At 58.0% G+C, this 22,828-nt stretch carries 24 protein-coding genes; 9 read left to right on the top strand and 15 right to left on the bottom strand.

The annotated features are described in order from the left end of the window. Positions 1 to 10: 10 nt before the first annotated feature. Positions 11 to 283: an oxidative damage protection protein gene (locus J1C59_RS03675; protein ID WP_128086611.1), complete on the bottom strand. Its 273-nt coding sequence runs from the start codon at positions 281 to 283 to the stop codon at positions 11 to 13. Next, complete coding sequence (gene mutY / locus J1C59_RS03680) at positions 283 to 1,368, bottom strand: A/G-specific adenine glycosylase (protein ID WP_128086612.1); 1,086 nt, start codon at positions 1,366 to 1,368, stop codon at positions 283 to 285. Before mutY ends, J1C59_RS03675 begins: the two co-directional genes overlap by 1 nt. Before the next feature lie 154 nt (positions 1,369 to 1,522). Between mutY and trmB the strand changes: the two genes are divergently transcribed. From trmB to J1C59_RS03695, 3 genes are all read left to right on the top strand, one after another. Then, positions 1,523 to 2,242, top strand: coding sequence for a tRNA (guanosine(46)-N7)-methyltransferase TrmB (gene trmB, locus J1C59_RS03685; RefSeq protein ID WP_128086613.1), 720 nt, complete (start codon positions 1,523 to 1,525; stop codon positions 2,240 to 2,242). Then, the gene (locus J1C59_RS03690; protein ID WP_128086614.1) at positions 2,242 to 2,568 is read left to right on the top strand and encodes a YggL family protein; all 327 of its coding nucleotides are present in this window, start codon (positions 2,242 to 2,244) and stop codon (positions 2,566 to 2,568) included. Before trmB ends, J1C59_RS03690 begins: the two co-directional genes overlap by 1 nt. A gap of 104 nt (positions 2,569 to 2,672) precedes the next feature. Further along, positions 2,673 to 3,389: a YggN family protein gene (locus J1C59_RS03695; protein ID WP_128086615.1), complete on the top strand. Its 717-nt coding sequence runs from the start codon at positions 2,673 to 2,675 to the stop codon at positions 3,387 to 3,389. A 36-nt stretch (positions 3,390 to 3,425) separates the two neighbouring features. On the opposite strand, the gene hemW is transcribed toward J1C59_RS03695, so the two are convergent. The 4 genes from hemW to J1C59_RS03715 are packed head-to-tail and all read right to left on the bottom strand — an operon-like array spanning position 3,426 to position 6,447. Beyond that, entirely contained in the window at positions 3,426 to 4,565 is a 1,140-nt protein-coding gene (gene hemW, locus J1C59_RS03700; protein WP_128086616.1) for a radical SAM family heme chaperone HemW, read from the bottom strand. Then, positions 4,558 to 5,151: an XTP/dITP diphosphatase gene (locus J1C59_RS03705; RefSeq protein WP_128086617.1), complete on the bottom strand. Its 594-nt coding sequence runs from the start codon at positions 5,149 to 5,151 to the stop codon at positions 4,558 to 4,560. Before J1C59_RS03705 ends, hemW begins: the two co-directional genes overlap by 8 nt. 21 nt (positions 5,152 to 5,172) lie before the next feature. Beyond that, entirely contained in the window at positions 5,173 to 5,727 is a 555-nt protein-coding gene (locus J1C59_RS03710) for a YggT family protein (protein WP_128086618.1), read from the bottom strand. Between the two features lie 12 nt (positions 5,728 to 5,739). Further along, positions 5,740 to 6,447 (bottom strand): YggS family pyridoxal phosphate-dependent enzyme, encoded by a 708-nt coding sequence (locus J1C59_RS03715; protein ID WP_128086619.1) that lies wholly within the window; start codon positions 6,445 to 6,447, stop codon positions 5,740 to 5,742. Positions 6,448 to 6,461: 14 nt separating this feature from the next. On the opposite strand from J1C59_RS03715, the gene J1C59_RS03720 reads away from it, so the two are divergent. Continuing rightward, positions 6,462 to 7,454 (top strand): type IV pilus twitching motility protein PilT, encoded by a 993-nt coding sequence (locus J1C59_RS03720; RefSeq protein ID WP_140917292.1) that lies wholly within the window; start codon positions 6,462 to 6,464, stop codon positions 7,452 to 7,454. Positions 7,455 to 7,460: 6 nt separating this feature from the next. Here the strand turns inward: J1C59_RS03720 and ruvX are convergent, their stop codons facing one another. The 6 genes from ruvX to J1C59_RS03750 all read right to left on the bottom strand — a co-directional run bounded on the left by ruvX (position 7,461) and on the right by J1C59_RS03750 (position 11,676). Beyond that, positions 7,461 to 7,880, bottom strand: a complete 420-nt coding sequence (ruvX, locus tag J1C59_RS03725) for a Holliday junction resolvase RuvX (protein WP_128083905.1) — start codon at positions 7,878 to 7,880, stop codon at positions 7,461 to 7,463. After that, a complete protein-coding gene (locus J1C59_RS03730) occupies positions 7,880 to 8,443 on the bottom strand; it encodes a YqgE/AlgH family protein (RefSeq protein ID WP_128083906.1) in 564 nt (187 codons plus the stop codon). Before J1C59_RS03730 ends, ruvX begins: the two co-directional genes overlap by 1 nt. 87 nt (positions 8,444 to 8,530) lie before the next feature. Next, positions 8,531 to 9,475: a glutathione synthase gene (gene gshB / locus J1C59_RS03735; protein ID WP_128083907.1), complete on the bottom strand. Its 945-nt coding sequence runs from the start codon at positions 9,473 to 9,475 to the stop codon at positions 8,531 to 8,533. Positions 9,476 to 9,581: 106 nt separating this feature from the next. Next, a complete protein-coding gene (gene rsmE / locus J1C59_RS03740; RefSeq protein WP_128083908.1) occupies positions 9,582 to 10,313 on the bottom strand; it encodes a 16S rRNA (uracil(1498)-N(3))-methyltransferase in 732 nt (243 codons plus the stop codon). Between the two features lie 69 nt (positions 10,314 to 10,382). After that, positions 10,383 to 11,087 (bottom strand): deoxyribonuclease I, encoded by a 705-nt coding sequence (endA, locus tag J1C59_RS03745; protein ID WP_128083909.1) that lies wholly within the window; start codon positions 11,085 to 11,087, stop codon positions 10,383 to 10,385. Positions 11,088 to 11,163: 76 nt separating this feature from the next. Then, positions 11,164 to 11,676 carry a SprT family zinc-dependent metalloprotease gene (locus J1C59_RS03750; protein ID WP_128083962.1) on the bottom strand — a complete coding sequence of 171 codons (513 nt, stop codon included), beginning with the start codon at positions 11,674 to 11,676 and terminating at the stop codon, positions 11,164 to 11,166. A 250-nt stretch (positions 11,677 to 11,926) separates the two neighbouring features. On the opposite strand from J1C59_RS03750, the gene J1C59_RS03755 reads away from it, so the two are divergent. After that, the gene (locus J1C59_RS03755) at positions 11,927 to 13,033 is read left to right on the top strand and encodes a glycosyltransferase (RefSeq protein WP_422615479.1); all 1,107 of its coding nucleotides are present in this window, start codon (positions 11,927 to 11,929) and stop codon (positions 13,031 to 13,033) included. Further along, positions 13,023 to 14,294 carry an O-antigen ligase family protein gene (locus tag J1C59_RS03760; protein WP_167498281.1) on the top strand — a complete coding sequence of 424 codons (1,272 nt, stop codon included), beginning with the start codon at positions 13,023 to 13,025 and terminating at the stop codon, positions 14,292 to 14,294. The genes J1C59_RS03755 and J1C59_RS03760 overlap by 11 nt, the downstream gene beginning before the upstream one ends. A gap of 65 nt (positions 14,295 to 14,359) precedes the next feature. On the opposite strand, the gene J1C59_RS03765 is transcribed toward J1C59_RS03760, so the two are convergent. Together J1C59_RS03765 and metK are read right to left on the bottom strand one after the other, a co-directional pair. Continuing rightward, complete coding sequence (locus J1C59_RS03765) at positions 14,360 to 15,757, bottom strand: sugar porter family MFS transporter (RefSeq protein WP_111140652.1); 1,398 nt, start codon at positions 15,755 to 15,757, stop codon at positions 14,360 to 14,362. A 528-nt stretch (positions 15,758 to 16,285) separates the two neighbouring features. Continuing rightward, positions 16,286 to 17,437: a methionine adenosyltransferase gene (gene metK, locus J1C59_RS03770; protein WP_140917291.1), complete on the bottom strand. Its 1,152-nt coding sequence runs from the start codon at positions 17,435 to 17,437 to the stop codon at positions 16,286 to 16,288. Positions 17,438 to 18,274: 837 nt separating this feature from the next. Between metK and speA the strand changes: the two genes are divergently transcribed. From speA to J1C59_RS03785, 3 genes are all read left to right on the top strand, one after another. Next, positions 18,275 to 20,251, top strand: a complete 1,977-nt coding sequence (gene speA / locus J1C59_RS03775; RefSeq protein ID WP_128083911.1) for a biosynthetic arginine decarboxylase — start codon at positions 18,275 to 18,277, stop codon at positions 20,249 to 20,251. Between the two features lie 170 nt (positions 20,252 to 20,421). Further along, the gene (gene speB, locus J1C59_RS03780; protein ID WP_128083912.1) at positions 20,422 to 21,342 is read left to right on the top strand and encodes an agmatinase; all 921 of its coding nucleotides are present in this window, start codon (positions 20,422 to 20,424) and stop codon (positions 21,340 to 21,342) included. A gap of 178 nt (positions 21,343 to 21,520) precedes the next feature. Beyond that, on the top strand, positions 21,521 to 21,931 hold the full coding sequence (locus tag J1C59_RS03785; RefSeq protein WP_128083913.1) for a YidB family protein: 411 nt from the start codon (positions 21,521 to 21,523) through the stop codon (positions 21,929 to 21,931). A gap of 52 nt (positions 21,932 to 21,983) precedes the next feature. On the opposite strand, the gene loiP is transcribed toward J1C59_RS03785, so the two are convergent. Further along, positions 21,984 to 22,739 (bottom strand): metalloprotease LoiP, encoded by a 756-nt coding sequence (gene loiP, locus J1C59_RS03790; RefSeq protein ID WP_128083914.1) that lies wholly within the window; start codon positions 22,737 to 22,739, stop codon positions 21,984 to 21,986. Positions 22,740 to 22,828 lie beyond the last annotated feature (89 nt).

The raw sequence follows: 22,828 nt of genomic DNA on the forward strand, positions 1-22,828 counted from the left end.
CCCGGAATGTTTACGCTTCTGGCGGAGTATAGCCTTCGATATGAACGTCCTTGCCTTCGAACAGGAAATTAATCATCTCCTTCTCCAGCACTTTACGATCCTCAGGATTCATCATGTTGAGCTTCTTTTCATTGATCAACATGGTCTGTTTGGCCATCCATTTCTGCCAGGCTTCTTTGGAAATCTCGTTGTAAATACGCTTACCCAGATCGCCCGGGTAGAGCTGAAAATCCTGTCCTTCCGCGTCGCGCTGTAAAAAAGTACAAAAAATCGTGCGGCTCATTACTCTTCCTCATTAATCTCACAACTGTTCAACGCCAGTTGTCGGGGATGGCGCAGCTCGTGCAACAGGCGCTCAACGGGTGCGGCTAATCCCACAGATGGTGGCAGCGCTAAGTTATACCAGAGACCGCCTGCTTCATCCATCGCCGGCCCGGCAGAAGGCCATGCCAGCCACATCGGAACGATATCCAGATGGAAATGGCTGAAGGTGTGACGGAAGGCGGTCAGCTGCTGCGGTTTATCATGGATGCCACGCGCCGCCAGCCAGTCGGTCATGGCCGCTTCGGAGGTGAACTGCGGGAAGCAGAACAGACCGCCCCACAGGCCCACCGGCGGCCGCTGCTCCAGCCAGACCTCATCGCCATCCTGCATCATCAGGAACCAGCCACTGCGCTCCGGCAGCACCTGCTTCGGCTTCTTGCCGGGATAGCTCGCCCAGCTGCTGCTGGCGTAGGCCTCACAGCCGCTGTTCAGCGGGCAGATCTCGCACTTCGGTTTCGAGCGGGTACAGACGATCGCCCCCAGATCCATCATTGCCTGATTGAACTGGCTGACGCCCCTGGCGGGCGTGACCTCTTCGCTGATCTGCCAGAGCCGTTTCTCGACCTCTTTTTTACCCGGCCAGCCGCTGACGGCGTAGCAGCGGGCCAGCACGCGCTTGACGTTGCCATCCAGAATCGGGAAATGCTGACCGAGCGAGAGCGACAGAATCGCGCCTGCCGTCGAGCGGCCAACGCCGGGCAGGGCGGAGACATCCTCAAAGGTCTGCGGAAACTCGCCGTGATGCACCTCGACCACCTGCTTTGCGGCTTTGTGCAGATTACGCGCACGGGCGTAGTAGCCAAGGCCGGTCCAGAGATGCAGCACTTCGTCCAGCGGTGCCGCAGCCAGATCGGTGACCGTGGGGAAACGCGCCATAAAACGCTCAAAATAGGGGATAACCGTGGCAACCTGGGTCTGCTGGAGCATCACTTCGGAGAGCCACACCTTGTAAGGCGTTTTCTCCAGCTGCCACGGCAGGGTTTTGCGACCGAAGCGCTGATACCAGTCCAGCACCTGTTGCGCGAACTGCGGCGCTTGCATCATAAGAAGGAAATTTTCCGTGTTTACTCTACACTCAGGCAGGAATTCCAGCACATGCGCACCTGGGTGTAAACCGGAAGATTGCAAAGGCTTGCTTCTGCTTATGAACTTTGCATAATGCCCGTTTCCCGGAACAGGCTAACCAGCAGGCTTTTACATGATTAATGACGTCATCACCCCAGAATTTGATGAGAACGGGCGGCCATTGCGCCGGATCCGCAGCTTTGTGCGCCGCCAGGGTCGCTTAACGAAAGGCCAGCAGCAGGCGCTGGATACCCTGTGGCCGGTTATGGGCGTGGAATATCAGCCGGAACCCGTCGATCTGACCGAACTGTTTGGCCGTGAGGCCCCGGTGACGCTGGAGATCGGCTTTGGCATGGGCGCTTCGCTGGTGACCATGGCGCAGAACACGCCGCACCAGAACTTCCTGGGCATTGAGGTGCATGCGCCGGGCGTCGGCGCCTGCCTGGCCTCGGCAAAAGAGGCCGATGTGCAGAACCTGCGGGTAATGTGTCATGACGCGGTGGAAGTGCTGGAGAAGATGATTCCGGATAACTCGCTGCGCATGGTTCAGCTCTTCTTCCCCGATCCCTGGCATAAAGCGCGTCACAACAAACGCCGTATCGTTCAGGTGCCTTTCGCCGAGCTGGTGATGCGCAAGCTGAAACCGGGTGGCGTATTCCACATGGCGACCGACTGGGAAGCCTACGCCGAACATATGCTGGAAGTGATGAACAGCATCGACGGCTATCGCAATCAGTCAGAACAACAGAATTACGTGCCGCGTCCTGAAACGCGTCCACTGACCAAGTTTGAGCAGCGCGGGCAGCGTTTAGGCCACGGCGTATGGGATTTAATGTTTGAGAGGGTGAAATAATGGCCACACAACGCAGCCGCCGTTTACGTAAAAAACTGCACATCGACGAGTTTCAGGAGCTGGGCTTCTCCGTTGCCTGGCGCTTCCCGGAAGGCACCAGCGAAAGCGAAATCGATGAGACGCTGAACCAGTTCATCAATGAAGCGATCGATCCTAACGGTCTGGCCTTCGATGGCAGCGGCTATCTGGTGTGGGAAGGTCTGGTCTGCCTGCAGAAAACCGGCAAATGCACCGAAGAACATCGTGCGCTGGTGCGCAAATGGCTGGAAGATCGCAAGCTGCAGGATGTGCAGATGACGGAACTCTTTGACGTCTGGTGGGACTAATAGCCACGCCCCCGATGCGTATCGCGGGCCAGGTTTTCAGTTACACAGCGTCGGGCTGAGTCCCGATCGCTGAACGGTTTCAGACCAGATGTTAGGGAGTGGATATGATGCGTAAAGCGCTTCTTGCTGTGCTGCTGGTGGCAGCGACCCAGGCGCAGGCCGCCTATGAATGCAGCGTTAAGCCGCAGGACGACGTGGTGATTAAGCCGCAGAGCGTGCAGGTGGTCGGGGCCAACGGCAACATGGAAATCTCGCCGCAGGGCGATGTGCAGTCCAACGGAAAGCGGGTCACGCTGGATGCGGCCGGCCGTCAGAAAGCGATCGACTACCAGAATGCGCTGCGCCGCGATCTCCCCTGGATTGACAGCGGGGCGACGTCACGTCTGGAGAAAGGGCGTGCGGCACTGGATCGGGTCATCGTCGAAAAGCTGGGAAGCGGCAGCAACGTCCGTAACCGTCTGACGACCCTGAACGGTCAGCTGAAACAGCAGATGAACCGCATCATTGAGCATCGCGAAGATGGTCTGACGTTCCACCATCAGGCGATCGACAAGGTGCGCGCCGAAGGCGAACGGCTGGTGCAGTCGACGCTGGGCGGCGTGATGCAGGACAGTCTGAATGAGATGGGCAGTCAGCAGGGCAGTGGCGGCAGCAACCCGCTGCAGGCGATTATGGGAAATCTGGGTGGTCTGCAGCAGTCGATTCAGGCTGAGTGGAGCAAACAGGAGCAGGATTTCCAGAACTTCGGTCACGAAGTCTGCAACCGCGTCATCGCCCTGGAAGACCAGCGTAAACAGCTCGCTGGCGCACTGAAAAACTAAGTCAACGCCTCAGCCTGCCGGGCTGAGGCGTCCTGCTTACTCTTCCGCTAAGAACAGCTCCAGCAGCGAATTCAGGAACAGTTTCCCTTTCTCCGTAATCTGCCACTGCGCCGGGGTTTCGATCACGTAACCGGCAGCGATGGCGGCATCCATCTGTGGACGGATCGCCTGTTCGGCTAAGCCGGTATAGCGGCTGAACGCGTCGCGCGGCGCGGCTTCCAGCAGGCGAAAACGGTTCATGAAATATTCAAACGGCTTGTCGCTGTCTGCCACATCATACTGCTTTTCGCGGTAGTTACCCTGCATAAAGCCACGCGGATGGCGGGTTTTCACCGTGCGGACGATGCGGCCATCCGGCTGCGTCAGCTTGCCATGCGCACCACAGCCAATCCCCAGATAGTCGCCAAAGCGCCAGTAGTTGAGGTTGTGTTCACAGCGGTAGCCCGGCTTCGCATAGGCGGAGGTTTCATACTGCTGATAACCGGCCTCCCGCAGCAGCCGATCGCCCTGTTCGAAGATATCCCACAGCGCATCATCATCCGGCAGCACCGGCGGGCGCGAGCCAAACAGGGTGTTGGGCTCGATGGTGAGCTGATACCAGGAGAGATGCGGCGGATTCAGCGCTATCGCCCGGCGTAAATCGTCGAGCGCCTCTTCCAGCGACTGATCGGGCAGGCCATGCATCAGGTCAAGGTTAAAGCTGCGCAGCGACAGAGAAGCCGCCAGCTCAGCGGCGCGAACCGCCTCTTCCGGGCCATGAATACGGCCCAGACGCTGCAGTTTCTGCGGACTGAAGCTCTGAACGCCAATCGAAATACGATTAATACCGGCGCGCTGATAGGCGCTGAAGCGGTCCGCTTCCACGGTGCCGGGGTTGGCTTCCATGGTCACTTCTGCATCCGGCGCCAGGTTCAGACGCGCCCGGACGCCATCCATCAGCATCTGCATCGCGCTGCTGCTCAGCAGGCTGGGTGTGCCGCCGCCAATAAAGATCGTGCGCACTTCACGGCCATGAATCAGCGGCAGGTCGATCTCCAGATCGCGCAGCAGGTGCTGCACGTATTCAACGTGCGGCACCTCATCTTTCAGCGCATGGGAGTTAAAATCACAGTAGGGACACTTCTGTACGCACCATGGAATGTGGATGTAGAGACTCAGTGGCGGCAGATTAGGCATTACGCATCGCTTCCAGCAACAGCGTCAATGCTTTACCCCGGTGAGACACGGCACCTTTTTCCGCTTTGCTCAGCTCGGCAGCGGTTTTACCCAGCGCCGGAACAGCGAAAATCGGGTCGTAACCAAAGCCACCGTTGCCAGAGGCAGAGCGGGTGATCTCACCCGCCCAGCTGCCGTGGAACACCAGCGGCGTCGGGTCTTCCGCATGACGCAGATAGACCAGCACGCAGTGAAACTGCGCCTGACGCTGACCGTCCGGCACATTTTCCAGCGCCTGCAGCAGCTTCTCCAGATTCTGCTGATCGCTGGCATCCTCGCCGGCATAGCGCGCCGAGTAGATGCCAGGCGCGCCGCCCAGCGCATCCACGGCCAGGCCCGAATCATCGGCAATCGCCGGTAAGCCGGTGATCTGCGCCGCGTGACGCGCCTTGAGAATCGCATTCTCAATAAAGGTCAGGCCGGTCTCTTCCGCCGACTCAACCCCGAGGTCACTCTGTGCGACGATATCCAGACCAAAAGCGGAGAGTAACTCCGCCAGTTCACGTACCTTGCCGGGGTTGCCGGTGGCGAGGACAACTTTTTGCATAACGGTTCCAGTTTGATTCATTTACAGCAGATACCAGAGACCCGGGAACAGGTCCATGCCGAGAAAGTTCAGGGCATACAGCACCAGGATGACGATCATCGCCGAAAAATCGATGCCGCCCATCGCAGGCAGAATACGGCGAATGGGGGCCATCAGCGGTTCGGTTAACTGCACCAGCAGATAGTCCACGGGGCCACGGCCCTGGCTGATCCAGCTCATCAGTGAGCGGATAATGATGACCCAGAAGACCAGATATCCGGCAGATTTCAGCAGCGACAGCAGACCGACCAGCAGATTGGTCGGATCGACAGAGAACACGCCGACCTGAATCAGCAGCAGAATCGGGTATTTCAGCGTCGTCAGCACAAAGGCCAGCAGCAGCGAGGCGGTGTCGATCGGCCCCAGCGCCGGAATGATGCGGCGTAGCGGCTTCACAACCGGCTGCGTTACTTTCACGACAAACTGCGCCAGGGGATTATAAAAATCGCAGCGCGACCACTGCATCCAGATGCGCAGCAGCAGCACCATCACGTAGAGATCGATTAGCGTTTTAACTAAAAACGTCAGTGTTAACATGAAGTTCCTCTGTTATTTTTGTGAGTTGTGCGCATAGTCTCGTGCGCCAAAAATGGCGGTGCCGATACGCACCATTGTACTGCCTGCGGCGATTGCCGCCTCCATGTCATCGCTCATTCCCAGCGAGAGCGTATCAATACCCGGATACTGCTGCTGCAACTGCCGGAAAGCCTCTGCCATCTGCTGACATACCGCCAGCTGCCGCGCGTAGTCACTCTCCGCGGCCGGAATCGCCATCAGTCCCCGCAGCCGCAGCTGCGGCAGGGCCGCAATCTGCTCTGCCAGCCCGGAAACGGCCTCCAGCATGATGCCAGATTTGCTGTTCTCGTCACTGATATTTACCTGAATTAATACATTCAGGGGAGGCAGCGTCGCAGGCCGCTGATCGTTGAGCCGCTGCGCGATGCGCTGACGGTCGATCGTATGACACCAGGCAAAATTCTCCGCCACCAGACGACTTTTGTTGGACTGCAACGGGCCGATGAAGTGCCACGCCAGCTCAGGATGTGCGGCCAGCGCCTGAACCTTTTCAACCCCCTCCTGAACGTAATTTTCGCCAAAGGCTGTCTGGCCACCGGCAAACGCCTCTTCGACCGCGCTCGCAGGTTTGGTTTTGCTGACTGCAAGCAGGGTAATTTCTTCTGGTGCGCGGCCGCAACGCGCGGCAGCGGCGGCGATTCTCTGCCGCACTTGCTGTAGGTTCTGCTGGATTGAGGTCATAGTCAGGAGAAATCATGAATCTGGATGAAATGGTGGCGCTTAGTGTAAAGCATAATGCCGCCGATCTGCACCTTTGCAGCGGACATTTGCCCTGCTGGCGGCGGCAGGGAAGGCTGGAGACACTGCCGCAGCAGCCCCGGATCGCCGACGACGGGATCGCGCAGTTTATGGCGCAGTGGCTCAGTGACGCACAGCGCCAGCAGCTGGCGCAGGCGGGCCAGATCGATTTTGCCCTGAGCCTGGCGGACGGCTCACGGCTGCGTGCGAATCTGTTCAGGCAGCGCGAGGGGCTGTCGCTGGCGCTGCGGATTATCGCCACGACCTGCCCGACGCTGGCAGAACTGCAGCTGCCCGCCAGCGTGCCCCCACTGCTGGCGCAGCAGGATGGCCTGATTCTGGTGACCGGGGCGACGGGCAGCGGCAAATCCACCACGCTGGCGGCGCTGGTGGATACGCTGAACCGTCAGCAGGCGCGTCATATCATCACGCTGGAGGATCCGATTGAGTTTATTCATCAGAGCCGGCAGTCGCTGATTCAGCAGCGGGAAATCGGACTGCACTGCGCGTCGTTCGCGCTGGGGATCCGGGCGGCGCTGCGTGAAGATCCGGACGTTATCCTGCTGGGTGAGCTTCGCGACAGCGACACCATTCGTCAGGCGCTGACGGCGGCGGAGACGGGTCATCTGGTGCTGGCGACGCTGCATACCCGCGGCGCAGCGCAGGCGGTGGATCGGCTGGTGGATGTCTTTCCGGCGGAGGAGAAGCCGCTGGTCCGGAGCCAGCTGGCGGGCAGCCTGAAGGCGGTGATCGCGCAGCGCCTGGTGCCCGCAGCGGCGGACGGGCGCATCGCCCTGTTTGAGATACTGATCGCCACGCCCGGCATCACCAATCTGATCCGCGAGGGGAAGATGCACCAGATCCCTGCGCTGTTGCAGACCGGCGCGCAGGCCGGAATGCAGACGTTTGAGCAGAGCCGCCTGGCGCGGCAGGCCGCCGGTCTTATCTAGCGGGCATCAGTAATGGTTTTCGAACCAGTCCTGCAAAATAATGGCGGCAGACTGTGAATCGACCGACCCTTTGTTGAGCGCACGATAGCCGCCGCGCTCGAACAGCCCGGCCCGCGCTTCTACCGTGCTGAGGCGTTCATCCTGCAGCTCAACCCGGATGCCAAAGCGGCCATGCAGGCGATTAGCGAACTTACGGGCGCGTGCGGTCAGCGGCTGCTCGGTACCATCCATATTCAGCGGCAGTCCTACCACCACGAAATCGGGCTGCCACTCTTTCAGCAGTTTTTCGATTACCAGCCAGTCCGGTGTGCCATCCTGCGCTTTCAGCGCCGCCAGCGGGCGGGCGCTGCCGGTGAGTTGCTGACCCACGGCGACACCAATACTTTTGGTGCCGAAGTCGAAACCTAACAGAGTCTGTGTTGACATCAGGCGTGTCCGGCGTCGCTGGCCATGTTGTGAATATCGACGCCGATACTGCGCGCCGCTTCGCGCCAGCGCTCTGACACCGGCGTCTGGAACAGGATGTTGCTGTTAGCGGGTGTGGTCAGCCAGGCGTTTTCCATCAGCTCATTCTCCAGCTGGTCTTTCTCCCAGGCGCAGTAACCCAGCGCCACCAGCACGTTGGCTGGCTGAGAGGGGGTGCCGATCGACTCCAGCACGTCACGGGACGTGGTGATGATCGTGTTATCGGAGACACGAATGCTGGAGGTAAAAGTGCGTTGCGCTGAGTGCAGAATAAAGCCGCGATCTTCCGCCAGCGGACCGCCGGTAAAGACCGGTTTGTCCAGCCGGATCGCCGGATCGCGATCGTCAGCGGAGATTTTCAGCTTCTTCAGAATGCCTTCAACCGTCAGGTTTTCCATGGGTTTATTGATGATCAGTCCCATTGCCCCCTCTTCATTGTGTTCGCAGAGATAGACCACGGAACGTTTGAAGAAAGGATCCTGCAATGAAGGCATGGCAATCAAAAAGTGATGTTGTAAATTCATTCTCACACGATGTACCAAAAAAATAACCGGCACGCGACGGCCGCACCGGTATTGGGTTGATCACGGAGCCTCGCCCCGGCGTCTTGCTCAGCCCAGGCGTTTCTCAATGGCATCCATCAACATGCCGGTGATGGAGATAGGGAACGCAGCCTCAATTTCACGCACGCAGGTCGGGCTGGTCACGTTAACTTCAGTTAGTTTATCACCGATGATGTCCAGACCGACAAAAATCAGCCCTTTTGCTTTCAGCGTCGGGCCGACACGGCGTGCAATTTCCCAGTCGCTTTCGCTGAGCGGGCGCGCTTCACCGCGTCCACCGGCGGCCAGGTTGCCACGGGTTTCGCCGCCCTGCGGGATACGCGCCAGGCAGTAAGGCACCGGCTCGCCATCCACGACCAGCACACGTTTGTCACCCTCTTTGATCGCCGGAATGTAGTTCTGCGCCATGCAGAAGCGGCTGCCATGTTCGGTCAGGGTTTCGGTGATAACGCCAAAGTTCGGATCATCTTTCTTCACGCGGAATATAGAGGCGCCGCCCATGCCATCCAGCGGCTTCATGATGATGTCACCATGTTCCTGCCAGAAGTCGCGCAGCTGCGCCTTGCTGCGGGTGACCAGCGTGTCAGGCGTGAACTCGGCAAACCAGGCGGTGTAGAGCTTTTCGTTGCAGTCACGCAGGCTCTGCGGTTTGTTGACGATCAGCGTACCCAGCTCTTCCGCGCGCTCCAGAATATAGGTCGCGTAGATGAACTCGGTGTCGAAAGGGGGATCTTTACGCATCAGCACAACGTTCAGATCGGCCAGCGGGATCACCTGCTCACTGCCGAACTGATACCAGCTGTCAGGGTTCTGCTCGACGCTCAGCAGGCGGGTACGGGCAGAGGCCACGCCACCGCGCAGGGAGAGATCCTGCATCTCCATGTAGTGAATTTCGTAACCACGGCGCTGGGCTTCCAGCAGCATGGCGAAGCTGGTGTCTTTTTTAATATTGATGGACGAAATTGGGTCCATCACGATGCCAAGTTTAATCATTATTATCTCCTCGGTGAGGCGGCGTCTGCCGCCTCGTCTGGTTCGGTCTGCAGTGGGCCGATCAATCAGGACATCATGCCTGCGCTCTCACCGCTGAAAGTATCGCTTAACCCAGGTCGCCAAACCTCACCTGAAGTGCCGTAATGGCCGTCAGCGCGGTGGTTTCGGTTCGCAGTACCCGTGGGCCAAGCAGAATGTCAGTAAAACCGTGCCCGGCTGTCATCGCAATCTCATCCGCAGACAGCCCGCCTTCAGGGCCAATCAGCAGCCGCACCCGCTCAACAGGCTGCGGCAGCGTGTTGATGCTGTGGCTGGCGCGGGGATGCAGGTTCAGCTTCAGACCGCTGTCCGCCTCCGCACACCAGGCCTCCAGCGTCATCGCGTCACGAATCTGCGGCACACGGTTGCGGCCACACTGCTCGCAGGCGGCAATCGCAATTTTCTGCCACTGCTGGATCTTCTTTGCCAGACGCTCAGCATCAAGCTTTACGCCACAGCGCTCGGAAAACAAGGGTGTAATGACATTCACGCCCAGTTCGATCGATTTCTGGATAGTGAATTCCATTTTTTCACCGCGCGACATCACCTGGCCTAAATGCAGGTGCAGGGGCGACTCGCGATCGTCCGGCTGGCTCTCTGTGACCGATACTTTTACACGCTTTTTATCAACATGCGTGATCTCTGCTGCAAAAGTCAGATTAGTGCCATCAAAGAGTTCCAGATGCTGACCGGTCGTCATCCGCAGCACCCGGCCGACATGGTTGGATGCATCTTCATCCAGGGTAATTTCACTGCCGATGCTGAGGGGATCGGGGTGATAGATGCGAGGTATGCGCATAGGGTTCCTGAAACCGGACGCCGCACGGGGCGGCGTCATGGGAAAAAAAGCTAGTGTAGGGCAGGGATTTTAGCGCTGGCAAGCCTGCTGCACATAAGGATTGTGATTGCCCTGCACTCTGGCGATGCGCTGGTCGCGTTCACACTCCCATTTTGTGACCGGATAGAGCTTATCCCAGGCCGTAAACAGCTGCGTCTGCTGGCGCGAAATACGCAGGTGATACTGATCGCGCATGTAGAAGTAGGTGCGGGCAATCGCGCCGCGCGCCCGCGCAGGCGGCTCAGCCTGTTTGAGTTTGAAGTCGATCTTCATTTCGCACTGGCCATACTGCTTTTCGCTGCCGTTCCACTGGCTGTAGGCGAAGTTGCCCCGGTCGCCGTTCACTTCACCCACCGCAGGCTGCAGGTTATGCAGGTCGGTTTCGATACGACGATAGTCCGGATCTTTGCTGCAGTTTTTGCGGCCGCCCGCCTGCCAGCACTGGCGCTGATGACCAAACTCCCAGGCCGGCATCACATGTTCCCACTCAATGCGCGCGGCGCGGTTGGCGTTTTTGCGCACCTGATAGCCGCAGCTGTTGAGGTCGGGAACGCCTTTTTTCCCCTGCCACGTTATTTTACAGCCACAGTAGAACGAGCCAGGCGCATCGGCGTTGATCGCCGCCGCATAGGTTTTAGCCTGCTGGAAGGTGTTCTGGTGATAGTTAGTCAGGTCGAGGGCGCCAGCGGCGGGCGCAAACAGCAGCGCAAGCGCCAGAGTGAGTGTGCGAGACATATTCCGGATTTCTACTTAGTACGAAAAAGGGCGGCAGGTTAACAGAATGTAGAATAGGGCGGAATGGGGAGTGTGCTCAGGTCGCGATAAACTCGCCCGCGATCAGCAGGCTGCCGCAGTGTACGCAGCGGTATTCGCTCTCTTTGCGCAGCACGCGATTATGACGGCGCACGGTCAGCTGATGCTGCTGACACTGACAGCGGTAGGCAAAGGTGTTGCTGCGCACAGAGGCGATCTCAAACTGATGGGTACGCCGTGCCGGTACGCCCAGCACCTGCTCCATCATCCATTTCCACTCTTTGCCGTGCGGGGCAACGCGACCGAACTGCTTCCAGACCAGCAGATGCGCCAGCTCATGCGGCACCACCTCATCGATGAAGGCCTGCTGGTTTTCCAGCAGCAGCACCGGATTGAGGCGGATCTCCCAGGCGTTGAGCCAGGCGGTGCCTGCCGCGGTGCCGCGCTGCTGGTAAAGCAGTTTCGGTTCGGGCCAGGCGCTCTCCAGCACCTGATTGGCGCGTTCAAGCGACTGGCGCAGCGAGCGCATCACGGCCTGCTGCAGAGCGATGGGAAGTCGGGGCGTTTTCATGGCGCCCAGAATAGTCGCCGCCGCGTCGGAACTCAACGTTGTCCGCGAAAAACGGCCGCACAGTAGCTATACTTTGCCGCCAGTTTCCCGCCAGATTATCTGCAACCACGATCCTGCCCTGAGAGGCCGGGCGACGGCCTGAAACTGATGGATTAAATAGGGTTATGGCCTCTTATAGAATATCCTGTCGTTAAGGTTCACTGCAGAGTGGATGGATAAGAGGCGGATGGCAGAGTGTACGGACAACGCAATGAAAAATAAGAACATCAGGAAACAGCGGATAGTGCTGGTGACCGATTTGATGGCTGGCCGGGGCGGCATGGAAAATGTGACCTGTCAGCTGATTACCGCTCTGAATGCCGAAGCCGGAACGGAAGCGGGGCTGTTTATTATCAACAGCGGCGAAGAGAGCCACTCCCGCGCCTGGACCGCCAACGCCGTTTTAGCCGAGAGCGTCTGCACGCTGCGGAATAAAAAGATAAAGAATCTGATTCATACGCTGAGAATGGCCGCCTTTTTCCGTCGCTATCGGCCCGACCATGTGCTGACCCTCAATACGATCCCTACGTTAATGGCCCGCCGGGCAATCGCGCTCTCCGGCCGTAAGATCGTTCTGTCGAGCTGGATGCATCTGCCCCCGCGGGATCGCTACCGTCCGCACTATCTGCGACGGGCCGACCACCATTTTGCGATCAGTCATCAGATCAAACAGCAGCTGGTGGAGCTGGGTGTCCCGGCTGCCGATGTCGACGTCATCCACAACCCCGTCAGGCGCAGCGACGTGGTGATTGGCAGGCCGCAGGCGCTGAAGTTTCTCTATATTGGCCGTGTTCACTATCAGCGCCAGAAACAGCTGAAAGATCTCTTTGATGCCCTGCATCAGCTCAGCGTGCCCTGGACGCTGGAGATTGTGGGTGATGGTGAGGATCTGGCGCGTTGTCAGGAATATGTGGCGCAGCTCGGCATTCAGGATCGCATCACCTGGCATGGCTGGCAGGAGAATGCCTGGGCCTATGTCAGCAGCCATATCAAAGAGGTCTCCTGTCTGATCATGAGCTCTAACTTTGAGGGCTTTCCGCTGATCCTGCTGGAGGCGATGTCGCGCGGCGTCTACTGCGTTTCATCCGACTGCGTCAGCGGGCCAGCGGAAATTATTCAGAACGGTCTGAATGGTCAGCTCTACCCCACGAATGACAGCATGGCGCTGGCCGCGATTCTCAACGCCATGAACGACGATTTTCACTTCCCTGAGCATCAGGTTATCAAAGCGAGCATTACCGGTTTTTATGAGGAAAATTATATGAAGCACCTGCTGAGTGTGTTTAGCCGCCTGACTGAGGTTAAACATGACGATTAAAACCGGCCGCAACGGATTGACGTTGCTGGTGAATTTCTCGGTTATTGCGCTCTGCCTGGCGCTGTCGCTGAATATGTTTGTTACGGGCCTGCCACAAAAGATTTTCTATCTGGTCTCCTATCTCTCCGTCGCCTCCGTGCTGTATGGCGTGGTGCGCAGGCGGATGGACTTCAAAGAGAACCGTTTTTATCTGATCCTGTTTGCGGTGCTGATCCTCTTCGCGCTGATTCGTCTGTTCTGGGCGATTCACGTCAGGGGCATCGAAACCGCGCCATCGACCGACGCCATTACCAATATCGGTAACTATCTGCTGGGCGCGAAGCGTCTGCTGCTGGGCGCCTTTGTCCTGCTCAGTCTGGCGATTTACGGACAGCGGGTCTCGCTTACCACGCTGCGCATCGGCAGGCTGCTGATGCTGGCGGGGCTACTGATCACGCTGGGCTTCGGGATCCACGAGCATCTCTACACGGAGAATGTCCGCATCAAGCTCACCACCGAAGCGGCCTCCATGTCCTCCTACATGATTCTGTTTATCTACTGCGCCTGGCTCTGGCTGAGTCGCTTTGAGACGCACGGCTACTGGAAAGTGGCCGATGTCGCGGCGCTGGCCGTGACCCTGGCGCTGCTCTATCTGTGCGGCACCCGCGTTACCCTGCTTGCGCTGGTCGCGGTCGGGCTGCTGTTCCTGTTACAGACCTACAGGCTGGCGCTGTTCGCCAGCTGGCGGACAGGCTCGCTGCTGGTGGGACTGCTGGCGGTGCTGGTGCTGATGACCGGTAATCGCTGGGTGGAAGGCGTTCAGGATATTGAGAACTACGGTTCGAACAGTTCGACCTCGCTGGGCGCGCGCGTGGCCATCTGGGGTGGGGCGATGGACTTTATCGAACATCACCAGGGTTTTGCGACGCCGGATGCGCGCACGACCGAGGCGCGGAAGTTCATCATGGCGCACTATCCTCTCAATATCGAAGGCTACACCAACGTCAAATACAACATGCACAATGAGTTTCTGGAGGTCACGACGCTGCAGGGCTGGCTGGGAACGCTGTCGCTGGCGCTACTCTATCTGACCGTGCTGGCGGGCTGGCTGAAGCGGTGCGATCTGCGCGGCGTGGCGCTGCCGATCGCAGGGCTGTTTATCTGCGGGCTGACGGACTCGGTGCTGCCCTATAATCAGACCGCCACCATTTTCATTATGGCGCTGGCGCTCTGCTGTCTGCCGCGCACCTTGCCGGCGGCGCGGATGACATCCTCATCCTGACACGCTGAAGCAATAAAAAGGGCGGGGTTTCCAGAGAAACCCCGCCCTTTTTTTCGTGCGTTATCTTAGTCGCGTGAACCGATATCGCGCAGTTTTTTACCGGCCATCAGATTGCGTTCGATGTGCTCCAGCGAGACGTTTTTGGTCTCCGGAATCAGCATTACCGTCAGCAGAATGAAGAACAGGTTAAGCGCCGCGTAGACCCAGAAGGTGTTGGCATTGCCCAGCGTGTTCAGCATCGTCAGGAAGGTCGCACCCACGATCATGTTCGCGATCCAGTTGGTGGTGGTGGAGACGGTAATACCGAAATCGCGGCCTTTCAGCGGCTGAATCTCGGAACAGAGTACCCAGATCAGCGGTCCGGCTGACATCGCAAAGCCTACGATGAACATCAGCAGCATACCGATAGCGAAGTACTGCGCGCCCGGCGTGTGAATGCCGAAGTGCAGCATGGTACCCAGCACGCCCATACCGGCCGCCATCACCATAAAGCCCAGAATCAGGGTCGGTTTACGGCCCCAGCGATCCACCAGACCGATGGCAATAAAGGTCGCCAGTACGTTAATCAGACCCACAATCACCGTGCCCCACATCTGCTGGGTGGTGTTGGCGAAGCCTGCGATTTCAAAGATTTTCGGCGCGTAGTACATGATGACGTTCATGCCGGTAAACTGCTGCATCACCTGCAACAGGATGCCGAGGTAGACCGCGCGGCGGAAGTGGCTGCTGCTGGTGAACAGACCCCAGCCAGACTGCTTAACTTTCAGGCTTTCACGAATCTCTTCCAGCTCACGTTTCGCCTGCTCGCTGGTATCACGCAGACGATCCAGTACGCGTTGCGCATCGCGGAAGTTGCCTCGCGCCGCCAGCCAGCGTGGGCTGTTTGGCAGGAAGAAAACCCCAATCAGCAGCAGCAGTGCCGGAATCGTAATGATGCCCAGCATCCAGCGCCAGTTGCCGGTGAAGCTGAACGCGGTATCGGTCAGGTAGGCACCCAGGATACCGATAGTAATCATCAGCTGATACAGCGAAATCATACTGCCGCGAATTTTTTCCGGTGCAATTTCAGAAAGATAGAGCGGGGCAGTATACGAGGCGATACCGACAGCCAGGCCCAGCAGAACGCGGGCGCTGATCAGCATTTCCGGGTTCGGCGACATCGCCGACCAGAGTGAACCAATAACGAACAGGATCGCCCCGGTCATCAGGCTTTTTTTACGGCCCAGACGGGAGGACATCCAGCCGCTGCCGATCGCGCCGACGGCGGCACCAAACATCATGGAACTGACGATCCACTCCTGCTGATGCGCGGTAACGTTGAAATCCTTTGCGATAAACGGCAGGGCACCGGCGATAACGCCGATATCCAGACCGAACAGCAGACCCGCAAGGGCCGCCAGAAAGCAGACAAATAAGGTCATCGCCTTATTTGAAGTTCTGCTTTTGTGTGTATTGCCGGGCATTTTAGCCTCCAGGTTTATCCATCATTGTTTTTATCGATGTTAAAAAACCTTTTGCGAGAAAAAAGTGAAACCGATCACATCAGTGTAATCGCTTACACATGCTGAAACCCTGAAATTCAGCCTATTTCTCTCGTAAAGATTCATTAATCAGTGAGGTATAGCACTCATTAAGTTTCTGACAATGCTCTGTTTACCGGCTATCAGACGACGCTGAAAATAACGCATTTTCAGAAGAATAACTACGTGCGTTAAATCTTAAATATCGGAAAAACAAAGCATTTCAATTTGTAATCGTTAACATTTTGTTGTCAGAAAAAGCGAAAGGAAGTGTAGCTGAGAAATAAGAAATTGCGCTGACGCGAAAAACGCACGCCTGAGAGGGTGTTTTTTGCAGGGGAGTCAGGCCAGAAATTGCGGCTGCACAGCGTGCGGGAAGGGGGGAAGCCTGCGCCTGCCGATGGTGATGGGGCTGAAAAAAGAATAAAAAAACCCTGCCCGGGGGCAGGGTCTGGTCAGCAGCCGGTGACCTTACAGGCCAGCCGCTTCACGCAGCAGGGCGGCTTTGTCGGTTTTTTCCCATGGGAAATGTTCGCGACCAAAGTGACCGTAAGCGGCGGTCTCTTTGTAGATCGGGTGCAGCAGATCCAGCATCTGAATCAGACCGTATGGACGCAGGTCGAAGAACTCGCGCACCAGCAGCGTCAGCTGCTCGGTGGAGACTTTCTCGGTGCCAAAGGTTTCCACCATGATAGAGGTCGGTTCAGCCACGCCGATCGCGTAGGAGACCTGGATTTCACACCGATCGGCCAGACCGGCCGCTACGATGTTTTTCGCCACGTAACGTGCGGCGTAGGCTGCAGAGCGGTCCACTTTGGAGGGATCTTTACCGGAGAACGCACCGCCACCGTGACGCGCCATGCCGCCGTAGGTGTCCACGATGATTTTACGGCCGGTCAGGCCGCAGTCGCCCATCGGGCCGCCGATCACAAAGCGACCGGTTGGGTTGATGTGATATTTGGTGCCAGCGCTCAGCCATTCTGCTGGCAGAACCGGCTTGATGATCTCTTCCATCACCGCTTCCTGCAGATCTTTCTGGCTGATGGATTCGGCGTGCTGGGTCGACAGAACCACGGCATCGATGCCGACAATTTTGCCGTCGTCATACTGGAAGGTGACCTGGCTCTTGGCATCCGGACGCAGCCACGGCAGCGTACCATCTTTACGGACTTCAGCCTGACGCTGAACCAGACGGTGCGCATAGGTCACCGGCGCAGGCATCAGCACGTCGGTTTCGTTTGTGGCATAGCCGAACATCAGGCCCTGGTCGCCCGCGCCCTGTTCCAGCGGATCGGTACGGTCAACGCCCTGGTTGATATCCTGAGACTGTTTACCAATCGCGCTTAATACTGCGCAGGAGTTGGCATCAAAGCCCATATCGGAATGAACATAGCCGATTTCACGTACAGTTTTACGGGTGATCTCTTCGATATCGACCCATGCGCTGGTCGTGATTTCACCGCCAACCAGCACCATACCGGTCTTGACGTAGGTTTCGCAGGCCACGCGCGCTTTAGGATCCTGTTCCAGGATCGCATCCAGCACAGCATCGGAGATCTGGTCGGCGATTTTATCGGGATGTCCTTCTGATACGGACTCGGACGTGAAAAGGTGTTTAGCCATTCTGTTCTTTACCTTAAATATGGTTTGAGTACGACTGCATAGCGCCAGGGAGGGTTTCTGGCCTGACGCCCCTTCAGGCAAAGCCGCGAGCAGTGAGGAAGTATCAGCACAGCAGGCTGACACCGCCTGGATCGTAACCTGTTTAGATGGAAAACCATCTGGACGGCTATTTTAGGATAGAGGATAAACCAATTGCCAGCCCTTTTTCTGTTTCTGCTCTCGCCCTGCCACTGTTATCGGCATAATTTACTGAGGCTACACACAATTCCCCGATAATCTTTTTGCATTTCCGCCCGGTAAACTGTATAAAACGCCGCTGCTTTTACTAGCAGCAGCAAGGATGACGCTCCAGTCTGCGTCGCGCCTGTCAGACCCGGGTCTGACTTTCACCCTGGTTGTTCTCCATGTGTCCCTGGCATATGCGGAGGTGATTCAAGTAATGAACCACGCGTTTTCATCTTTCGGTTCTCTGCGCTGCGCTGCTGCGCTGGCTCTCTCCTGCTTCCCATCTGTTTCTCCCTGCCGATACGCTGTCCGGTGCGGTAATTTTACCGACACAGGCACCGGCTAATCTTTACCTCTGTTCTTAGGGTTTTTCTTCTCTGCGGCTGCGCAGCGGAACGACGCCGGTTATCTCTGGTCTATACCGAGGGTTAAATGTTTTCTGTTTAAACCGGGATGGTCAGGGTGTTTTACACTTAACGCTGAGGCGTGAATCGCGCTGGCGATAATGTCAGGTGAACAGGACATTGCATTTAATGTGGCGACAGGTTTTCAGATTAGCGGCCATACAGCCGGCTAACAGTTTTATCTTTCAACGGAAAATTGAGGTTCGCGATGTCTGACGACATGAAGAATATCAAAGGTTCGTCAGCTGGCGAACAGGGTACACTCCGCTCCATGCAGGAGGTTGCAATGAACGATCAGGATGCGAGCAAAATGTTGCGCACGTACAACATTGCCTGGTGGGGCAACAACTATTACGACGTGAACGAACTGGGCCATATCAGCGTCTGCCCGGATCCGGACCGTCCTGAGGTGCGCGTCGATTTAGCCCGACTGGTTAAAGAGCGCGAAGCCCAGGGCCAGCGTCTGCCTGCGCTGTTCTGCTTCCCGCAGATCCTGCAGCACCGTCTGCGCTCCATCAACGCCGCCTTTAAACGTGCGCGTGAATCTTACGGCTACACCGGCGACTACTTCCTGGTTTATCCGATCAAGGTTAACCAGCACAAGCGCGTGATCGAGTCGCTGATCCACAGCGGTGAGCCGCTGGGACTGGAAGCCGGCTCGAAGGCAGAGCTGATGGCGGTGCTGGCCCACGCGGGTCAGACCCGCTCGGTGATCGTCTGTAACGGCTACAAAGACCGCGAATATATTCGTCTGGCGCTGATTGGCGAAAAGATGGGCCACAAGGTCTATCTGGTGCTGGAGAAAATGACCGAAGTGCGACTGGTACTGGAAGAGGCCGAGCGTCTGAACGTGGTGCCGCGCCTGGGTATCCGTGCGCGTCTGGCGTCGCAGGGCTCCGGCAAATGGCAGTCAAGCGGCGGCGAAAAATCGAAGTTCGGCCTGTCGGCTACTCAGGTGCTGAAACTGGTAGAGATCATGCGCGAAGCGGGTCGCATCGACAGCCTGCAGCTGCTGCATTTCCATCTGGGATCGCAGATGGCCAACATCCGCGATATCGCCACCGGCGTACGTGAGTCGGCGCGCTTCTATGTGGAGCTGGCGAAGCTGGGCGTCAACATCAAATGCTTCGACGTTGGCGGCGGTCTGGGCGTCGATTACGAGGGCACGCGCTCGCAGTCTGACTGCTCGGTCAACTATGGCCTGAATGAGTACGCGAACAACGTGATCTGGGCGATCGGTGCTGCCTGTGATGAGCATGGTCTGGAACATCCGACGGTCATCACCGAGTCGGGCCGTGCCGTAACCGCACACCATACCGTGCTGGTCTCGAACATTATCGGCGTAGAGCGTAACGAGTTCAGCGAACCCGAAACGCCGGACCCGGATGCGCCGCGTCCGATTCTCAGCATGTGGGAAACCTGGCAGGAGATGCACGAGCCGGATACCCGCCGTTCGCTGCGTGAATGGCTGCATGACAGCCAGATGGACCTGTTTGATATCCACACCGGCTACTCGTCCGGCACCTACGACCTCAAACAGCGTTCATGGGCGGAGCAGCTCTACCTGAGCATCTGCCATTACATCCAGCAGCATCTCGATCCGAGCAACCGTGCGCACCGTCCGATCATCGACGAACTGCAGGAGCGGATGGCGGATAAGATCTACGTGAACTTCTCGCTGTTCCAGTCGATGCCGGACGCATGGGGTATCGACCAGCTCTTCCCGGTGCTGCCGCTGGAAGGGCTGAACAAAAAGCCGGAGCGTCGTGCCGTGCTGCTCGACATCACCTGTGACTCCGATGGCACCATCGACCACTACGTCGATGGCGACGGTATCGCGACCACGCTGCCGATGCCGGAATATGACCTGGATAACCCGCCGATGCTGGGCTTCTTTATGGTCGGTGCCTATCAGGAGATCCTGGGCAACATGCACAACCTGTTCGGCGATACCGAAGCGGTGGATGTCTACGCGCGCGAGAACGGCGAAGTGGAAGTGCAGCTCTCCGACGAAGGGGACACGGTGGCAGACATGCTGCGCTACGTGCAGCTTGATCCCAACGAGCTGATGACGCTGTTCCGTAATCAGGTGCAGACGTCCGATATCGACGACGAGCTGCGGGCGCAGTTCCTCGAAGAGTTCGAGAGCGGCCTCTACGGATACACCTATTTAGAAGATGAGTAACCGACGCGGGCAGGCGGCGATCGCATATTGCAGTTGTCGTTCACTATGTCGATAATCTGACACACTCAATCCCTTCCTCGTCGGGCCTAACGACGCGGAGGGGATTTTTTTCATCTCAACCTTCATGGCTTGCGGGCCTGGCCCGACTCATGCACATAGAGAGAGCAATTATGTACAACACGCTTGGCAATCAGTACGACAACTCCCTGGTCTCTAACGCCTTCGGCTTTATGCGTTTCCCGCTGAACTTCCAGCCTTATGACAGCGACGCCGAATGGGTGATCACCGGCGTTCCTTTTGATGCCGCCACCTCAGGTCGTCCGGGCAGCCGCCTGGGGCCGGGTGCGATCCGTCAGATCTCCACCAACCTGGCGTGGGAAGGCTGCCGCTGGCCGTGGGATTTCGATCTGCGTCAGCGTCTGAACGTCGTCGACTGCGGCGATCTGGTTTACGCCTTCGGTGATTCGCAGGATCTCTCCGACAAGTTACAGGCCCATGCGGAAAAACTGCTGGCGAATGGCAAACGCATGATGACCTTCGGCGGTGACCACTACGTTACGCTGCCGCTGCTGCGCGCACATGCGAAACATTTCGGCAAGATGGCGCTGGTACACTTCGATGCGCACACCGACACCTACTCCAATGGCCCGACGTTCGACCACGGCACCATGTTCTTTACCGCGCCGAAAGAGGGGCTGATCGATCCACAGCACTCCGTGCAGATCGGTATCCGCACCGAATTCGACAGGAGCCTGGGCTTCAACGTGCTGGACGCGGCGCAGGTCAATGACCGCAGCGTTGACGATATCCTGGCCGAAGTAAAACGCACCGTTGGCGACCTGCCGGTCTACCTGACCTTCGACATCGACTGCCTGGATCCGGCCCATGCGCCTGGCACCGGCACGCCGGTCATCGGCGGTCTCACCACCGACAAGGCGACCAAGCTGATCCGTGGCCTGCAGGGAATGAACATTGTGGGTATGGATCTGGTCGAAGTCGCACCGGGCTATGACCACGCCGATCTGACCGCGCTGGCGGCGGCCACGCTGGCGCTGGATATGCTGCATGTTCAGGCTGTGAACAAAAGCTAATCCCCGCGCTATCCCACGCCTGCCGGATGCGTCCGGCAGGCGTTTACATCTGCTTTTCTCTCTCTGCGGCGACGCCTCGCCCGCCCCCTTTCTGCCAGCCACATCAGCCCGTGGTCCGGGCGCGATCCCGCATCAGCAACTAAACTGAGTGATACCCATTCTCAACGTGGAGGCAATCATGGGCTTTCTTGATGACCTGGCGGGTTCCCTGCAGAACCACCAGAGTGACGGGCATCTGCCGGGGCAGCTTCAGGCCGTCTGGCACTGGGTGCAGGAGCAGGGCGGTGTCGAGGTGTTGCTGCAAAAATTCCAGCAGGGCGGACTGGGCCAGCTCTTCAGCTCGTGGATTGGCACCGGCGCAAATCAGCCGCTGGCGCACAGCGATATCCACTCGGCGTTTGGTCAGGCTGAACTGCAGTCGCTGGCGGAGAAGCTGGGCACGGATGTGCAGGGAGCCACAGGGGCGCTGGCGGCGATCCTGCCGCAGCTGATTGACCGGATGTCGCCGCAGGGGCAGATGGACGAGGCTTCACTGCACGAGAACAAACTCGATCTGGGCTCGATGGTAAATCAGATATTCCACCGCTAGCCCGCTGAACCGCGTGACAGGCGCATCCCTTCCGATGCGCCCGCCCTGGGCGTTACTTCGCGTCCGCCGCTATGCGCTCACGAATATGCTCCGCACGCGCTTCAGAGGCCGGGTGCGAATCAAACATGGAACTCTGGCGACCCTGTTCCAGTTTCGCCAGCTTCTCGAAGCTGGTCACCAGACCCATCGGATTGATGTTGCGCTTCTTCATCAGATCGTAGGAGTAGTCATCCGCCTGCGACTCCTGGGTCTGCGAGAACTGGGCGTTCACCAGTTTTTCACCCATTTCGCCCAGCTGTGACTGCGACAGGGAGCCGATCACACCGCCCACCGACGCGGCGGCCGTGCGGGCTGCGGTCGTGGCGTACGCCAGCTGCATCGCCTTGCGCGTATGGCCCAGTGCGACGTGGCCCATCTCATGGCCCAGCACGCCTTCCACTTCGTTGTCGGTCATCATATCCATCAGGCCGCTGTAAACGCGGATACAGCCGTTTGCCATCGCCCAGGCGTTCACATCTTTGGTCTGATAGACCTTGTAGTTGGCCGGCACGCCATTGATGTTATCGCCCAGCGCGGCCGCGATCTTGTTCAGACGCTGCTGATAGTCGCTGTTTGCCGGGGCAATCTGATTATCCTTGTCCATCTGCTCACAGGATTGATCGCTCAGCTGTTTTACCTGCGCGTCACTTAGGGTATACGCCTGAAACGCCTGCGCGCCCGACTGCATCAGCCCGTTATTGTCTAAACCCTGACAACCGCTGAGCAGCGTTGCCAGCCCCAGCGCACATACCGTTTTCTGGATTTTCATGCTCTATCCCGTTCTTAACAAGGTAAGAAAAACAAACACCTGAAACTCAGTCAGGTGAATAAACTTTTTGGTTATAGCGTGCCCGTCCG

This window comes from Pantoea deleyi (assembly GCF_022647325.1).
Taxonomy (GTDB): Bacteria; Pseudomonadota; Gammaproteobacteria; order Enterobacterales; family Enterobacteriaceae; genus Pantoea; species Pantoea deleyi.

Excerpts from the sequence above, each read along its gene's own strand:
- J1C59_RS03675 (WP_128086611.1), bottom strand. The coding sequence starts at position 283 with ATGAGCCGCACGATTTTTTGTACTTTTTTACAGCGCGACGCGGAAGGA.
- loiP (WP_128083914.1), bottom strand. The coding sequence starts at position 22,739 with ATGAAAATCCAGAAAACGGTATGTGCGCTGGGGCTGGCAACGCTGCTC.
- J1C59_RS03715 (WP_128086619.1), bottom strand. The coding sequence starts at position 6,447 with ATGACCTCAATCCAGCAGAACCTACAGCAAGTGCGGCAGAGAATCGCC.
- speB (WP_128083912.1), top strand. The coding sequence starts at position 20,422 with ATGTACAACACGCTTGGCAATCAGTACGACAACTCCCTGGTCTCTAAC.
- mutY (WP_128086612.1), bottom strand. The coding sequence starts at position 1,368 with ATGATGCAAGCGCCGCAGTTCGCGCAACAGGTGCTGGACTGGTATCAG.
- J1C59_RS03695 (WP_128086615.1), top strand. The coding sequence starts at position 2,673 with ATGATGCGTAAAGCGCTTCTTGCTGTGCTGCTGGTGGCAGCGACCCAG.
- J1C59_RS03710 (WP_128086618.1), bottom strand. The coding sequence starts at position 5,727 with ATGTTAACACTGACGTTTTTAGTTAAAACGCTAATCGATCTCTACGTG.
- metK (WP_140917291.1), bottom strand. The coding sequence starts at position 17,437 with ATGGCTAAACACCTTTTCACGTCCGAGTCCGTATCAGAAGGACATCCC.
- trmB (WP_128086613.1), top strand. The coding sequence starts at position 1,523 with ATGATTAATGACGTCATCACCCCAGAATTTGATGAGAACGGGCGGCCA.
- J1C59_RS03755 (WP_422615479.1), top strand. The coding sequence starts at position 11,927 with ATGAAAAATAAGAACATCAGGAAACAGCGGATAGTGCTGGTGACCGAT.
- hemW (WP_128086616.1), bottom strand. The coding sequence starts at position 4,565 with ATGCCTAATCTGCCGCCACTGAGTCTCTACATCCACATTCCATGGTGC.
- J1C59_RS03750 (WP_128083962.1), bottom strand. The coding sequence starts at position 11,676 with ATGAAAACGCCCCGACTTCCCATCGCTCTGCAGCAGGCCGTGATGCGC.
- J1C59_RS03730 (WP_128083906.1), bottom strand. The coding sequence starts at position 8,443 with ATGAATTTACAACATCACTTTTTGATTGCCATGCCTTCATTGCAGGAT.
- J1C59_RS03765 (WP_111140652.1), bottom strand. The coding sequence starts at position 15,757 with ATGCCCGGCAATACACACAAAAGCAGAACTTCAAATAAGGCGATGACC.
- J1C59_RS03705 (WP_128086617.1), bottom strand. The coding sequence starts at position 5,151 with ATGCAAAAAGTTGTCCTCGCCACCGGCAACCCCGGCAAGGTACGTGAA.
- rsmE (WP_128083908.1), bottom strand. The coding sequence starts at position 10,313 with ATGCGCATACCTCGCATCTATCACCCCGATCCCCTCAGCATCGGCAGT.
- endA (WP_128083909.1), bottom strand. The coding sequence starts at position 11,087 with ATGTCTCGCACACTCACTCTGGCGCTTGCGCTGCTGTTTGCGCCCGCC.
- speA (WP_128083911.1), top strand. The coding sequence starts at position 18,275 with ATGTCTGACGACATGAAGAATATCAAAGGTTCGTCAGCTGGCGAACAG.
- gshB (WP_128083907.1), bottom strand. The coding sequence starts at position 9,475 with ATGATTAAACTTGGCATCGTGATGGACCCAATTTCGTCCATCAATATT.
- J1C59_RS03720 (WP_140917292.1), top strand. The coding sequence starts at position 6,462 with ATGAATCTGGATGAAATGGTGGCGCTTAGTGTAAAGCATAATGCCGCC.
- ruvX (WP_128083905.1), bottom strand. The coding sequence starts at position 7,880 with ATGTCAACACAGACTCTGTTAGGTTTCGACTTCGGCACCAAAAGTATT.
- J1C59_RS03760 (WP_167498281.1), top strand. The coding sequence starts at position 13,023 with ATGACGATTAAAACCGGCCGCAACGGATTGACGTTGCTGGTGAATTTC.
- J1C59_RS03785 (WP_128083913.1), top strand. The coding sequence starts at position 21,521 with ATGGGCTTTCTTGATGACCTGGCGGGTTCCCTGCAGAACCACCAGAGT.
- J1C59_RS03690 (WP_128086614.1), top strand. The coding sequence starts at position 2,242 with ATGGCCACACAACGCAGCCGCCGTTTACGTAAAAAACTGCACATCGAC.